This window comes from Corynebacterium marquesiae (genome assembly GCF_030229635.1).
Taxonomy (GTDB): Bacteria; Actinomycetota; Actinomycetes; order Mycobacteriales; family Mycobacteriaceae; genus Corynebacterium; species Corynebacterium marquesiae.
Window position 1 is genome coordinate 138,705 of record NZ_JASPII010000001.1, and the last position, 12,577, is coordinate 151,281.

Annotated in this window: 16 protein-coding genes; all 16 read right to left on the reverse strand. The window is 58.1% G+C overall.

Annotated features, from left to right (window positions below):
* Nucleotides 1-4 precede the first annotated feature (4 nt).
* The 16 genes from QP971_RS00630 to QP971_RS00705 all read right to left on the reverse strand — a co-directional run bounded on the left by QP971_RS00630 (nt 5) and on the right by QP971_RS00705 (nt 12,575).
* Nucleotides 5-397, reverse strand: a complete 393-nt coding sequence (locus QP971_RS00630) for an arsenate reductase/protein-tyrosine-phosphatase family protein (RefSeq protein ID WP_284810522.1) — start codon at nt 395-397, stop codon at nt 5-7.
* A 17-nt stretch (nt 398-414) separates the two neighbouring features.
* Nucleotides 415-1,341 (reverse strand): tetratricopeptide repeat protein, encoded by a 927-nt coding sequence (locus QP971_RS00635; protein WP_284810524.1) that lies wholly within the window; start codon nt 1,339-1,341, stop codon nt 415-417.
* Nucleotides 1,342-1,650: a thiamine-binding protein gene (locus QP971_RS00640; RefSeq protein WP_005323373.1), complete on the reverse strand. Its 309-nt coding sequence runs from the start codon at nt 1,648-1,650 to the stop codon at nt 1,342-1,344.
* A 10-nt stretch (nt 1,651-1,660) separates the two neighbouring features.
* Entirely contained in the window at nt 1,661-1,945 is a 285-nt protein-coding gene (locus QP971_RS00645) for an Rv1322 family protein (protein WP_080970426.1), read from the reverse strand.
* Nucleotides 1,945-2,637 (reverse strand): endonuclease NucS, encoded by a 693-nt coding sequence (gene nucS / locus QP971_RS00650; protein WP_049378385.1) that lies wholly within the window; start codon nt 2,635-2,637, stop codon nt 1,945-1,947. The genes QP971_RS00645 and nucS overlap by 1 nt, the downstream gene beginning before the upstream one ends.
* A 23-nt stretch (nt 2,638-2,660) precedes the next feature.
* Nucleotides 2,661-3,137 carry a DUF2550 domain-containing protein gene (locus QP971_RS00655; protein WP_284810525.1) on the reverse strand — a complete coding sequence of 159 codons (477 nt, stop codon included), beginning with the start codon at nt 3,135-3,137 and terminating at the stop codon, nt 2,661-2,663.
* 186 nt (nt 3,138-3,323) lie between these two features.
* A complete protein-coding gene (locus QP971_RS00660) occupies nt 3,324-3,692 on the reverse strand; it encodes a F0F1 ATP synthase subunit epsilon (protein ID WP_049378384.1) in 369 nt (122 codons plus the stop codon).
* A gap of 10 nt (nt 3,693-3,702) precedes the next feature.
* Nucleotides 3,703-5,148: a F0F1 ATP synthase subunit beta gene (atpD, locus tag QP971_RS00665; RefSeq protein ID WP_005323378.1), complete on the reverse strand. Its 1,446-nt coding sequence runs from the start codon at nt 5,146-5,148 to the stop codon at nt 3,703-3,705.
* A 3-nt stretch (nt 5,149-5,151) separates the two neighbouring features.
* On the reverse strand, nt 5,152-6,141 hold the full coding sequence (locus QP971_RS00670) for a F0F1 ATP synthase subunit gamma (protein ID WP_049378383.1): 990 nt from the start codon (nt 6,139-6,141) through the stop codon (nt 5,152-5,154).
* 50 nt (nt 6,142-6,191) lie between these two features.
* Nucleotides 6,192-7,832 carry a F0F1 ATP synthase subunit alpha gene (gene atpA / locus QP971_RS00675; protein WP_023021750.1) on the reverse strand — a complete coding sequence of 547 codons (1,641 nt, stop codon included), beginning with the start codon at nt 7,830-7,832 and terminating at the stop codon, nt 6,192-6,194.
* Between the two features lie 60 nt (nt 7,833-7,892).
* Nucleotides 7,893-8,708: a F0F1 ATP synthase subunit delta gene (locus tag QP971_RS00680; protein WP_284810526.1), complete on the reverse strand. Its 816-nt coding sequence runs from the start codon at nt 8,706-8,708 to the stop codon at nt 7,893-7,895.
* A gap of 6 nt (nt 8,709-8,714) precedes the next feature.
* Complete coding sequence (locus tag QP971_RS00685; protein WP_049361380.1) at nt 8,715-9,287, reverse strand: F0F1 ATP synthase subunit B; 573 nt, start codon at nt 9,285-9,287, stop codon at nt 8,715-8,717.
* A gap of 44 nt (nt 9,288-9,331) precedes the next feature.
* Nucleotides 9,332-9,574: an ATP synthase F0 subunit C gene (locus QP971_RS00690; RefSeq protein WP_049361381.1), complete on the reverse strand. Its 243-nt coding sequence runs from the start codon at nt 9,572-9,574 to the stop codon at nt 9,332-9,334.
* A 103-nt stretch (nt 9,575-9,677) separates the two neighbouring features.
* Entirely contained in the window at nt 9,678-10,490 is an 813-nt protein-coding gene (gene atpB / locus QP971_RS00695; protein ID WP_049378380.1) for a F0F1 ATP synthase subunit A, read from the reverse strand.
* A gap of 458 nt (nt 10,491-10,948) precedes the next feature.
* Nucleotides 10,949-11,326 (reverse strand): Cg1360 family ATP-synthase-associated protein, encoded by a 378-nt coding sequence (locus QP971_RS00700; protein ID WP_269953440.1) that lies wholly within the window; start codon nt 11,324-11,326, stop codon nt 10,949-10,951.
* Between the two features lie 73 nt (nt 11,327-11,399).
* Nucleotides 11,400-12,575: an MraY family glycosyltransferase gene (locus QP971_RS00705; protein WP_269953382.1), complete on the reverse strand. Its 1,176-nt coding sequence runs from the start codon at nt 12,573-12,575 to the stop codon at nt 11,400-11,402.
* Nucleotides 12,576-12,577: the final 2 nt, after the last annotated feature.

A 12,577-nucleotide genomic window follows, 5' to 3' on the forward strand; every position in this document is an offset into this window, starting at 1 on the left:
AGAATTATCGCTGGGCGCGCACGAACTCAGCTACGCGAGCATCTATGTCATCGCGCAACGCGTCCATGCGCTCTTCACCCTCCAAACCACGCAGCGAAGGATCCTCGATGTCCCACCGCTGCGCTGGCCCCTCATATTTCGCATCACCTACTACGATGACGTGGTCGACAGCGGCAGCCAGGTGGGGATCCACTAGAGCAGGGGTACCAGTCATTTCTGCGCCCACCTTCGCGAGGGAAGCTTTGGCTTCTTGATTGATGCCCTGCTGGGTATGCTCCGGGGTAGTTTGCACCCCAGCCGAGTAAATATCCCAGTCAGGCGCATGCTTGGCGGCTAGCGCCGCAGCCATCTGCGACTTGCCGCGATTTGTATTACACAGGAAAAGCACTGAAGTCATGCTTTTATACTACCGAGCTAGTACAAGGCACTTGCCAGCTTGGTGCGAGCTTCCATCACGCGCGGGTCATTCCCCTCAAAAAGGCCAAAGAGCTCCAGCAGGCGCTCGCGCACGTGCGCTTTCTCATCACCAGCTGTTGTCTTCATCGTCTCGATGAGGCGATCAAAGGCCTTTTCTGGGGCTCCGGCTACCACCTCGGCGTCGGCAGCTCGCATTTGCTTATCGACGTCCCCTTTATCCCCTTCCGCGGCCGCAATCGGGTCTTCGGTCTGGTTGGCAGGATCGAGGCGCTGGAGCAAGACTGTGGTGTCGCGCGCCTGTTTGATCTGCACATTATCGGGCTCGGATTCCAAGATGGAGTTGTAGACGTTGAGAGCGCCATCAAAGTCACCGGCGTTCAAGAAGCTTTCTGCTTCCTGGAGACGCGGATCCTCTTCTTCCTCTTGTGGCTGTTCCGATGCCTCATTGCCTTGCAGGCCCTTCAGCTGTGGTCCAACATTTTGCACCAGGGTATCGACCCATTGTTTTAGGGCGTTTTTGGGTTGCGCACCCTCAAAGTTCGTCAGTGGCTGCCCAGCGCCCAAGGCCACGACTGTCGGCAGATTCTTAACACCAAAGGCCTGCGCAACCTGCGGAGTAGCATCCGCATCCACGTAAGCAACCAAGAAGCTCAAGTTTCCTTGCGCGGCCAAATCCGCAAGGTCAGTCTTCAACTGCTCCGACTGGGTAGAGCGAGCAGTACCGATGAGGACCACGACCGGAACTTCCGTAGACCGGCGAACCACATCTTGATCGAAGTTGGCCTCGGTCACCGTGAAGAAGGGCTGGACGCCGCCGGCACTTGTCTGCGGCGATTCCTGCGCCTTCTGCCGAGCCTCGGCTCGCGCCTTGACCTGGCTGAGGTCGAGCGCTCCTCCTACATAAGCATTATTTGGTGAAGTCATCTAGTCCTCCTTTGCAAGGCGGCGGTTAACCGCATCCACTTTGTCCGTTAGCTGATTAGTTACGCCTTCGCGAATATCGGCCTTGACTACCAAAGAAGTGCGTGGGGAAACCGCACGCACTGCATCAGTGGCCTTTTTAATCGTGTCAAAGACCTCGTCCCATTCGCCTTCTAGCAAGGTGAACATGGCATTAGTCTCGTTGGGCAGGCCGGATTCGCGGACCACGCGAACAGCCTCGGACACGGCATCGGCCATTTCTTGGGAGTCATTATTGACCACCGCAGGGGCTACAGAAAATGCAACAATCATGCCCGCTAGTCTACCTACGCTCCCAGCAGTGGCGGTGCCAATGCCGGCGATCGTCGCCCTGGCGGCCCACGTCCCGCGGCCAGGCGACGATGTGCGCCACCCCGGGCGGAATGTTTTGGTTACAGCCAGGGCACAAGTAGTACTTCTGAGCGCGAGCAGAACCGATATGCCGCATGACGTAGGGTTCGCCGTGCGTCCAGCTTGGTCCCTCGACCGTTTGCGAGCCCAGGAAGGTTGAGCCGTCCTTAGGTAGGGATCGAACTTCTAAGGGTTTACGCCTATTCCGCCGTGGCATTAGAACAGCCGCAATTCATTAGACTCAAGCCCACGCAGCTCTTGGTAATCCAGTACGACGCACCGAATGCCGCGGTCCTCAGCCAAGGTACGAGCTTGCGGCTTGATTTCCTGGGCCGCAAATACACCGGACACAGGGGCGAGAAGCTCATCGCGGTTAAGCAGCTCTAGATACCGTGTCAACTGTTCTACGCCATCAATGCCACCGCGGCGTTTTACCTCGATGGCGACGTTATTATTGTTCTCATCCTTAGCCATAATATCCACAGGACCGATGGCCGTGGGATATTCGCGGCGCACCAAAGTGTAGCGCTCGCCCAAGGTATCAATCTGGTCCGCCAAGAGCTCTTGTAAGTGAGCTTCGACGCCATCCTTGACTAGGCCTGGATCCTCGCCCATCTCATAGGAGATTTCTTCATGAATCTCAGCAATGGTGATACGCAACTGCTCGCCCTTGGGGTTTTCCACCAGCCACAAAACTTCGCCGGTGTCTTCCCCGTCGAGGTCCTCAATCGCTGACTCCTTCAGGGTGCACGGGGGTGTCATCCAGTTAAGCGGCTTATAAGCGCGGTCGTCGGCATGTACGGACACGGAACCGTCCGCTTTGACGATGAGCAGGCGGTCTGCCATCGGCAGGTGGGCATCCAAGCGGCCCACGTAATCTACTGAGCATCGGGCGATTACTAAACGCATGTTCTCTACCCTAGCGGGTGGAGTTATCGTTTGGATTGACGGGTAGCACGCTCGCGCAATTCCCGGAAGTCAAAGCGCTGCTGGCGCTTTGATGGAGCGGCTTCTACCCACGCCCCGAAGGCCATGATGCCGTGTGCGTCGGACGCCAGCTCATATTCTTTCCCCTTGGCCCGAAAGCGAACGACCTCGGTGGCAGCGGACATAAAAGAAGCCTCGTCATCATCAAGCGGGCGGGTGCTTACTACTTCGATGTCGAGGCGATTGATGCGCAGATCGCAGCGCGGAGAGACAGAACGGAGCTTGAAATACTCCACAAATTCGCCTTCATAACGCAACGAACCATGGCGCCAGGAAAGGGAGTTTCTGGCAGGATAACGGCGCAAAAGCACAGAGGTACCGCGAGAGCGGATAGTAAAAAACCGGAGCGCCGCCAAAAAGAGGACTAATAACAGGGCCACTCCGAAGGCCCACAGAAGCACTGCAACAAACGTTGAATTCATGGGCTAATTCACGCCATCCTCGCTCTGTGGAGATACTGATTTCTTGAATTGTAGCGCCTAGCGGTCCCAGTATGCCAATAAGAATAGGCAAAGAAAAAACGAAGAAGGCGCACCGGCTATAAACCGATGCGCCTTAAGAGAGCAGGAAGGGCGGCTATTGCTGCCCTCTCCTACCAATCCAAGGTATTAAGCCTTGGCGCGGCGAACTGCACGCTGTGCGGCCTCGCCACGGGACTTGGTGAGCTCGTGCTCAGAAGCGACATCCTTCTGAGCCTTCTCCTCATCCACCTCATCGGACCAGATGGCCCAATCAGCGAGGACGGTAATCTTGTCCTGGGTAACGGAGAGGAAACCACCCTGCACGGCGGCGACGCGGCGCTCGCCGTCCACTGGGTGGATGGTCACCACGCCATTATCGATCAGCTGACCGATCATTGGCTCGTGACCGGGAAGCACGCCGATCTCACCCTCGGTGGTCTCAGCCGTGACCATGGAGGCCTGTCCAGACCACAGCAGGCGCTCGACGGAAACCAATTCGGCGGTGATGTCAGCCATGTGCCTCTCCCTACTTCTCGTTCAACTTCTCGTATGCAGCCTTGACGTCGTCCAAACCACCCAAGCCGTTGAAAGCCTGCTCTGGGTAGTGGTCAAACTCGCCATCGCAGATGCGCTCGAAAGCATCGATGGTCTCAGACAGCGGCACGTAAGAGCCCGGCAGGCCGGTGAACTTCTGTGCGACGAAGAAGTTCTGGCCCAAGAAGCGCTCGATACGGCGGGCACGCTGAACGGTGACCTTATCCTCCTCGGACAGCTCGTCCATACCAAGGATGGCGATGATGTCCTGGAGTTCCTTGTTCTTCTGCAGAATACCGATGACGCGCTGTGCAACCTCGTAGTGCTTCTCGCCAACGATACCCGGCTCGAGGATACGAGAGGTAGAGGTCAGCGGGTTCACTGCTGGGTAAATACCCTTGGAAGCAATAGCACGGTCCAGCTCGGTGGTGGCGTCCAGGTGAGCGAACGTCGTTGCTGGAGCCGGGTCGGTGTAGTCATCGGCAGGAACGTAAACGGCCTGCAGGGACGTAATGGAACGGCCCTTGGTCGAGGTAATGCGCTCCTGCAGGACACCCATCTCATCAGCCAGGGTTGGCTGGTAGCCCACAGCGGAAGGCATACGACCCAGCAGGGTCGAAACCTCAGAGCCGGCCTGGGTGAAACGGAAGATGTTGTCGATGAACAGCAGCACGTCCTGGTTCTGCACATCGCGGAAGTACTCCGCCATAGTCAGGCCGGACAGAGCCACGCGCATACGGACTCCTGGCGGCTCATCCATCTGGCCGAAGACAAGTGCGGTATCTTGCAGCACGCCCATCTCTTCCATCTCCAGGAAGAGGTCGGTGCCCTCACGGGTACGCTCGCCGACACCGGCGAAGACGGAGGTACCGGAGAACTCACGGGCGATACGGGTAATCATCTCCTGAATGAGAACGGTCTTACCCACACCTGCGCCGCCGAAGAGGCCAATCTTGCCGCCCTTAACGTACGGGGTCAGCAAGTCAATGACCTTAATGCCGGTCTCCAGAATCTCGGTCTTACCCTCAAGCTGGTCGAACGCTGGCGGCTCGCGGTGGATGCCCCACTGCTCACCATCGCGGCCGAGACCCGGCTCGTCGAGGCAGTCACCGAGGGCGTTGAAGACGTGGCCCTTGACGACGTCGCCGACCGGCACGGAAATTGGCTTTCCGGAGTCGATGACCTCGGCACCGCGGACGAGGCCGTCGGTGGGTGCCATGGACACGGTACGGACAAGGTTGTCACCGAGGTGCTGAGCGACCTCGAGGGTGACGGTCTTTGCAACAGCTTCGAGCTTAATGTCGACGTGCAGTGCGTTGTACAGGGCCGGCAGTGCCTCACGTGGGAATTCCACGTCCACAACCGGACCGATGACGCGCACGACACGACCGGCGACTGCCGAAGACTGTGCATTCTGCTCTTGCAGAGCTGTAGTCATAATCTAGTCACTTTCTGCGCTGTCAGATAGCGCGCCAGCGCCACCGACGATCTCTGAAATTTCCTGGGTAATCTGTGCCTGACGGGCCTGGTTAGCCACGCGAGAGAGGTCCTCGACCATCTCGGTTGCGTTGTCAGTAGCAGACTTCATAGCTGTACGGCGTGCAGCGGACTCGGAAGCAGAAGCTTCCAAGAACATGGCAAACAGGATACGCGAGACGTACTGCGGAAGCAGCGCTTCCATCAGCGTATCTGCGTCTGGCTCAAACTCGAATCCTGCGGCGACATCGTCCGCAGACTCGGAGTCAGTCAGAGCGGATTCACCGAGGTGATACTCCTCATCCTGAATAACCGGCTGAACTGGCAACAGCTGCTGAGCACGCGCAGTCTGGGTCAGCATGGACTCAAACTCAGTGTAGACAACGTGTACCTGGTCAAAGCCACGTACACCGGCGCCCTCACCCTGCGCATGCAGGCCGTCGCGGCCCTTAGTAGTGCCATGAGAACCAGCAACAAAGCCATCAATCAAGTGACGGCGCACATCGTGGGTGGTCTCCCAGGTAGGATCCTGAGAGAAACCGCCCCAGCTGCCAACTACCTCGTCCTCGCGGAACTTGTAGTGGCCGATGCCCTTATTACCGGTAACGTAGCGAACTACCTCGTAGCCCTTGCTTTCCAGGAGAGCTTGCAGCTGTGCCGCCTTCTTGAAGACGTTGTTGTTGTAGCCACCGCACATACCGCGGTCAGAAGTGACCACGAGGATGGCGGCGACGTTTCCGTCTTCACGCTCACGCAGCATGTCATGCTCCAACGTAGAAGCCGCAGCCAGCTTGTTCATCATGCTGGTCATCTCAGCCGCGTACGGCTGTGAGGCCTCTACCCTAGCCTGCGCCTTGGTAATGCGCGAGGTAGCAATGAGCTCCTGGGCCTTGGTGATCTTCTTAGTCGAATTGACGGACCGGATGCGGTCACGTAGTTCGCGAAGAGTAGCCATCGTTTCTCCTCCCTTCTTTAATCTAGACGGTTAGTTTTGAGTTCTGAACTCTACTTAGCCGTCTTGCGGGAGACGTTGAGCTCGGTGTTCTTTACGTCGCTTTCATCCAACGGCTCTACCGGCGCCTCGGAGCCTAGGTTGTGGCCCTCGGAGGTGCGGAAGGTCGGCTGGAAGTCCTTAGCTGCCGCAACCAATGCGTCCTTGGACTCATCGGTCAGCGGCTTGCCGCCGGAAATCTGCTCAAAGACCTCTGGGGTATTGGCATTGAGGTACTCGTGCACCTCGTCCTCGAAGCGGCGGACGTCTTCAACGGGAACGACGTCGAAGATGCCAGCCTCGGCGAGGTAGATGGACACCATCTGGTACTCCACCGGCTGCGGGGAGGACTCCGACTGCTTCAGCAGCTCGACCAGACGGGAACCGCGCTCCAACTGAGCCTTGGAGGCAGCATCAAGGTCAGATGCGAATGCCGCGAAGGCCTGCAGGTCACGGTAGGAAGCCAGGTCCAGACGCAGGTTACCGGCGACCTTCTTCATGCCCTTGGTCTGTGCAGCGCCACCGACACGGGAGACGGAAACACCGACGTTAATAGCCGGGCGAACGCCCTGGTTGAACAGGTCGGACTCCAAGAAGACCTGGCCGTCAGTAATGGAAATGACGTTAGTCGGAATGAAGGCGCCGACGTCGTTTGCCTTGGTCTCGATGATCGGCAGGGCGGTCATGGAGCCGGCACCCATGTCGTCGGAAAGCTTTGCAGCACGCTCCAGCAGGCGGGAGTGCAGGTAGAACACATCGCCTGGGTATGCCTCGCGTCCCGGCGGACGGCGCAGCAGCAAGGAAATGGCACGGTAGGCCTCAGCCTGCTTGGTCAAGTCATCGTAGATTACCAAGACGTGGTTGCCCTGGTACATCCAGTGCTGGCCCAGCGCTGCACCGGAGAACGGCGCTAGCCACTTGAAGCCGGCGGAATCGGAAGCCGGTGCGGCCACGATGGTGGTGTAATCCAGTGCACCGTGCTCCTCAAGGGTGCGACGCACACCAGCGATGGTCGAGCCCTTCTGGCCGATAGCGACGTAGATGCAGCGTACCTGCTTGTCCTTGTCGCCGGACTCCCAGTTAGCCTTCTGGTTCAAAATGGTATCGATGCAGACCGCGGTCTTACCGGTCTTACGGTCACCGATGACCAGCTGGCGCTGGCCGCGGCCGATCGGGGTCATTGCGTCGATAGCCTTGATGCCGGTCTGCATTGGCTCTTCAACCGGCTGGCGCTGCAGCACGGATGGTGCCTGCAGCTCGAGGACGCGCTCCTCTTCAGCGTTGATTGGGCCCATGCCGTCGATCGGCTGACCCAATGGGTTAATTACGCGGCCGAGGAATTCCTCGCCCACTGGGATGGAGAGAACCTCGCCGGTCCTCTTAACCTCGTCGCCCTCCTTGAGGGACTCGAAGTTGCCCAGGACCACGACACCGATCGAGTTAGTGTCAAGGTTCTGTGCGACGCCAATCACGCCGCCTGGGAACTCGAGCAGCTCATTCGCCATAACGGACGGCAGGCCAGAAACCTGCGCAATACCGTCAGCTGCCGAAATGACCACGCCGACCTCCTCACGGGAGGCCTCCGCGGAGTAGCTCGAGGTGTAGTTCGCAATCGCACTACGGATCTCGTCGGAGGAGATCGTCAGCTCCGCCATGTTCTTCCTGCTCTCGGTAGTATCTTCCAGCACTTACTTAAATCGTTTCTGTCGTTTCGGCTACGCCATCTGGGCACGCAGGCGGGCAATCTTGCCTGCCGTGGAGCCATCAATGACTTCATCGCCGACGCGGATGCGCATGCCACCGAGGAGGCTGGTGTCAACCTCAGAGTGAATGGACATCGCACGACCATAAATTTTGCCCAGCTTCTCAGCGAGTACTGCTTGCTGACCTTCGTTTAGTTCACCCGCTGCGGTAACGCGCGCAATGGTCCGGTCCTGCAGGTCAGCTGCAGAATCAGCCAGAGCGGCTACGTCATCGATCGGGTTCTGCTCTGGGCGGGAGATGGACTGAAGCACCAGGGCCTCAGTAAACATCGTGACCTTGCCGTAGAGCACGTTTGCCAGCAATCCGCGCTTGCGGGCGGAATCAGCAGTTCGGTCGGAAAGCAGCTGGGTGAGCTCGCCCTCACGGTCAAGAATCTGGGACAGGCGGAAGAGCTCGTCTTCTACCTGGCCCAGCTGACCCTGCGCCTCAGCACCACGCAGCAGTGCGCGGCGGCCCAGGGACACCAAGCCCTTGACAAAGTCCTTCGGGGTGGACCACTGTGCGGCCGCAGCTTCCTGGATGATGCGCAATGCGCCATCGGAAATCTTGGAGCCAAACAGGGTCTCAGCCAGGGACTTGCGTGCCTCGCTCGGGGCGGCGATATCGGTGAATGCGACGCGCAATTCGCGGTCTGCATCCAAGACATCGACAACCTCGAAGATATCCAGGCCCGCCTGCGCGGCGGTCGCGACATTGTTGTCGCCTCCCAGGATCTCATCCAAGCGGGTTTGTGAGGTTGCGAGTGCTTCGCGGCTAGCTGCCTTCATAGTTGCCTACTTTCCGGCCGGTGCCACAGAGTCGAGCTCGGACAAGAAGCCATCAATGGTGGAGGACTTCTTAGAGGCGTCGGAAAGCTCGCCGCCCAGAATCTTCTCCGCCAGGTTGATGGAGTTCTGGCCCATTTCGGAACGCAGCTCAGTAACAACCTGCGAGCGGGAAGCCTCCAGCTGCTTCTCGCCATTGGCGACGATGCGGCGGGACTCTTCTTCCGCGTTGGTCTTAGCCTCGGCCTCAATCTGCTTACCGCGCTCGCGCGCCTGCTCGCGGATCTCGGCTGCCTCTGCACGGGCATCGGCCAGCTGAGCATTGTACTTTTCCAGAGCAGCCTTAGCCTCGGCCTGCTGAGCCTTGGCACGCTTCAAGCCGCCCTCGATCCGGTCTTCACGCTCCTGCAGCATCTGGCTGTACTTCGGAAGAACGAACTTCGCGAAAATCAGCAAGATGATGGCGAACGGAATGATTGACCAGACTAAGTCGTACATCTTGGGCAGGAGGATGGAGTTGCCGCTCTCCAGCGGCAGGTGCTCACTTCCTTCTGCTGCAAGGTAGTAAATGACGTTGTTCATGGGACTCCGTTCTTAAAGTTCGATTTACTTGTGTAAAGCGTTCTTTAGAACAGGAAGCCTGCAACGAGGCCGATGAGGGCAAGTGCCTCAACGAAGGCGATACCCAGGAACATGGTGGTACGCAGCTGGCCGGCCATCTCAGGCTGGCGTGCCATGCCCTCAACGGTCTTGCCAACGAGGATGCCGATGCCCAGGCCCGGGCCGATGGTGGCCAGGCCGTAGCCGAGGGACTGAAGGCCGTCGAAGGAGGTGGTTGCTGCGTCCTGAGCCAGGATGATCTCGTTCATGTGAAAGTCGTTCCCTTTCAATGTATATCCCGCGGGAGTGTCCTGCGGGGCGGTGTTGGTTTGATTTTGGGGTATTTAGTTAACCGCGAGGTTCGCGTTGTTGTTAGTGCGAATCTGCATGCAACGACAATTCGATGTATACCGCCGTCAGCAGGGCAAAGATGTATGCCTGCAGGAAGATGACGATAAGCTCGTAAAGCGTGAACAGAACCGCTGCGACCAGGGTCAAGCCACCCACTGCGGTCCAGGCGTTGAACTGGAAGAAGAAGAAGTTCGTAGCCGAGTACAACAGGACCAAAATGAGGTGGCCAGCCAGGAAGTTCGCCATAAGACGAAGAGCCAGGGTGACTGGGCGCATAACAAACGTAGAGAATGCCTCAATCGGCACGACAAGAATGTGCAAGGCCGGCGGCAGGTTAGGAATAACCACCGAGGACTTGATGAACTTGCCAAAGCCATAGCGCTTAGCGCCGGCGTAAATCATGGCGATATACGCAACAGCTGCCAAGACGATTGGCATACCGATACGGGCGTTCGGAGAAATGTTCAGACCCGGCACAATAGTTGTGAGGTTCCAGAACAAAACTGCAAAGAAGATAGAGGCCAAAAGTGGAAGGAAGCGACGTCCTTCCTTCTTGCCCAAGATGTCTTCTGCGATCTGAACTCGCACGAAGTCAATCGCATGCTCGCCTACGTTTTGAATTCCTTTAGGAACCAGCTTGGGGTTCCTGAAGGCGACAACAAATAGGAGCACCAGCACGGCCGCCATCAGAAGGCGAACGAGCATGATGCGATCCAAAGCGAACCAACCGTTGGCAAAATCGCTCAACCAGAGGTCAACGACTCCGCCATCTTCGGTTACGTGCCCCGGGAAAAATTCTGGGTCCAGTTCGGGTGCGTGGAAGCTACCCTTCATGGCCAATGTTGTAACGCTCAGCGTTCTCTCCCGTGTTCGGGCCACACAGCTTGTCGAAGGCCGTGTGGTGCGATGGACGTCTCAAACTCTCTGCCTCACACACGGACTCCGTCGCACATCAGCGTGCGCAAGACAGGGATTCACCGCTGCGAAAGCCAGCTTTTGCGCTAGCCCGCGGTAACCCGAAGAAAAGCGTATCAGTTAGATCAAGAGTTTTCGCACGTGGGGGGCCACTAACGGCCCTAGTTTCGCCACTGCAGGCTCAATTCCGCCACAAATTCACAACAAAAAGGCCACATTCTGCCGAAATCCTGCTACGTGGAGTTCATCACACTGGCCTATTTCCCCACCTTGACGGGGGTAACCCCAACAGAAACGATTGCATGCACACAGAGCAAAAGGGCCCACCACCTTTCCTTAAGGAAAAGCGGTGGGCCCGTACAAAGGCCACTTGCCTGCTACGAGACGTAGGTGACCCGCGAGGTAACGACGGCCCATACCTCCGTGCCCAAAGTGGCAAAAAGGGCCAGCATCACGGTCACGAACAGCGCCACGTTGTCATAGAAATCCATATCTCGGATTACGAGAAGCACCATGACCAAGACGATGACCTTGAGCAGCCAACCGCCCAGCACCACGGCCATGGTGTTGGCAGGAGTGGTATTGGCAGTCAGCAGGACCGACAAGGCGGTAAATAAGACGAAGCCGCCACCGATAGCGGCACCGACTAGGACTCCCCAAATACCGGGCAGGCCACTGATACCGCCCCAAACGGCTAAGGAGACCACCGTAATAACCAGCAGGGCAAGACCACCCAGCTTGACCGCCCTTTGCATAGGACGGCGGTGGTCATCAAATTCCGAGGGTTGCGTAGTCGCTTGTGCTTCACTCACGGCTACACACCCTACCTCACGTGGGCTCGGATTCCTTCACCACGACAGTCTCCCGCACAGCGGGGCCAATCTTTCCTTGCCGCAAAGGTACCAGGGTCGCCGCAAACGCAAGGACCAAGGCAACGATGGTGACGCCGATGGCCACCGGCGCGGGCACGATGGAAAAGGACACCGCGCCGAAGGCCACGGCGGAGACCCACAGGTAAAGGACCAGCACAGTCCGGCGGTGAGTATGGCCGAGCGAGAGTAGGCGGTGATGGATGTGCGCCTTATCTGCAGCAAACGGCGAGCGCCCTTGAGACAGACGGCGAATCACCGCCCAGACAAGGTCTAGGACTGGAATAAACACTGCTGCGACCACCACAATGATGGGCGACATCAAGGCGACAATGTCCACCGTGCCATAAAGCGACATGTTAATCTTGCCAGACGCGGAAGTCGAGGCCGCAGCGAGCAAAAGACCAATAAGCATCGAGCCAGAATCGCCCATGAAGATGCGAGACGGTTCGAAGTTATGCGGCAAGAATCCAGCGCACATTCCCACCAGGGCAGCGCTGATAATGGCCGGTGGGTAGGCCGAGACTGCACCGCCTTGGTCGTGGAGAACCGTCAAAGAAAATACCAGAATTGCCCCGCCCGCAATCATGCCAAGGCCTGCCGCTAGACCATCGAGGCCGTCAACAAAGTTAATGGCATTGATGAGCAGAACGGTAAAGAATGCGGTAAGCAGGGTACTTTGCAATTGGTCGAGGACGACCGTGGTACCGCCGCCAAAAGGAATGAAAAGCAGCGTCCAGGTAAGGCCCAGCCCGCTCATCAAGGTGGCCGCAAAGAGCTGACCAAAAAGCTTCACTATGGCACTCAGTTCCACCAAGTCATCAACCACTCCGACGAGCACGAGTGCCAAGGCCGCCCAGAGCACCGCATTCATCTCCGGAGTGACGGGCATAAAGCCCCGAGTCAAGGCTGGAAGCTGGGCTGCGAGGAATATCGCCGCCACGAAGCCGGTAAACATGGCCACCCCACCCATGCGCGGGGTGGGCTGTGTGTGGGCGTCGCGCAGTCGAATCTCCGCCACGCGGCCGGTGCGCACCAAAAAGGAGCGCACCACACCGGTGGTGAGATACGTAAATGCTGCTGCGACGAGGATGACGAGGGCCAGCTCGCGCAGCGGGACACCACTGCCGCTCACGC

What these genes read in the sequence shown, in the direction of transcription:
- QP971_RS00630 (WP_284810522.1), bottom strand. Translation starts at nt 397, where the DNA reads ATGACTTCAGTGCTTTTCCTGTGTAATACAAATCGCGGCAAGTCGCAG.
- QP971_RS00635 (WP_284810524.1), bottom strand. Translation starts at nt 1,341, where the DNA reads ATGACTTCACCAAATAATGCTTATGTAGGAGGAGCGCTCGACCTCAGC.
- QP971_RS00640 (WP_005323373.1), bottom strand. Translation starts at nt 1,650, where the DNA reads ATGATTGTTGCATTTTCTGTAGCCCCTGCGGTGGTCAATAATGACTCC.
- QP971_RS00645 (WP_080970426.1), bottom strand. Translation starts at nt 1,945, where the DNA reads ATGCCACGGCGGAATAGGCGTAAACCCTTAGAAGTTCGATCCCTACCT.
- nucS (WP_049378385.1), bottom strand. Translation starts at nt 2,637, where the DNA reads ATGCGTTTAGTAATCGCCCGATGCTCAGTAGATTACGTGGGCCGCTTG.
- QP971_RS00655 (WP_284810525.1), bottom strand. Translation starts at nt 3,137, where the DNA reads ATGAATTCAACGTTTGTTGCAGTGCTTCTGTGGGCCTTCGGAGTGGCC.
- QP971_RS00660 (WP_049378384.1), bottom strand. Translation starts at nt 3,692, where the DNA reads ATGGCTGACATCACCGCCGAATTGGTTTCCGTCGAGCGCCTGCTGTGG.
- atpD (WP_005323378.1), bottom strand. Translation starts at nt 5,148, where the DNA reads ATGACTACAGCTCTGCAAGAGCAGAATGCACAGTCTTCGGCAGTCGCC.
- QP971_RS00670 (WP_049378383.1), bottom strand. Translation starts at nt 6,141, where the DNA reads ATGGCTACTCTTCGCGAACTACGTGACCGCATCCGGTCCGTCAATTCG.
- atpA (WP_023021750.1), bottom strand. Translation starts at nt 7,832, where the DNA reads ATGGCGGAGCTGACGATCTCCTCCGACGAGATCCGTAGTGCGATTGCG.
- QP971_RS00680 (WP_284810526.1), bottom strand. Translation starts at nt 8,708, where the DNA reads ATGAAGGCAGCTAGCCGCGAAGCACTCGCAACCTCACAAACCCGCTTG.
- QP971_RS00685 (WP_049361380.1), bottom strand. Translation starts at nt 9,287, where the DNA reads ATGAACAACGTCATTTACTACCTTGCAGCAGAAGGAAGTGAGCACCTG.
- QP971_RS00690 (WP_049361381.1), bottom strand. Translation starts at nt 9,574, where the DNA reads ATGAACGAGATCATCCTGGCTCAGGACGCAGCAACCACCTCCTTCGAC.
- atpB (WP_049378380.1), bottom strand. Translation starts at nt 10,490, where the DNA reads ATGAAGGGTAGCTTCCACGCACCCGAACTGGACCCAGAATTTTTCCCG.
- QP971_RS00700 (WP_269953440.1), bottom strand. Translation starts at nt 11,326, where the DNA reads ATGCAAAGGGCGGTCAAGCTGGGTGGTCTTGCCCTGCTGGTTATTACG.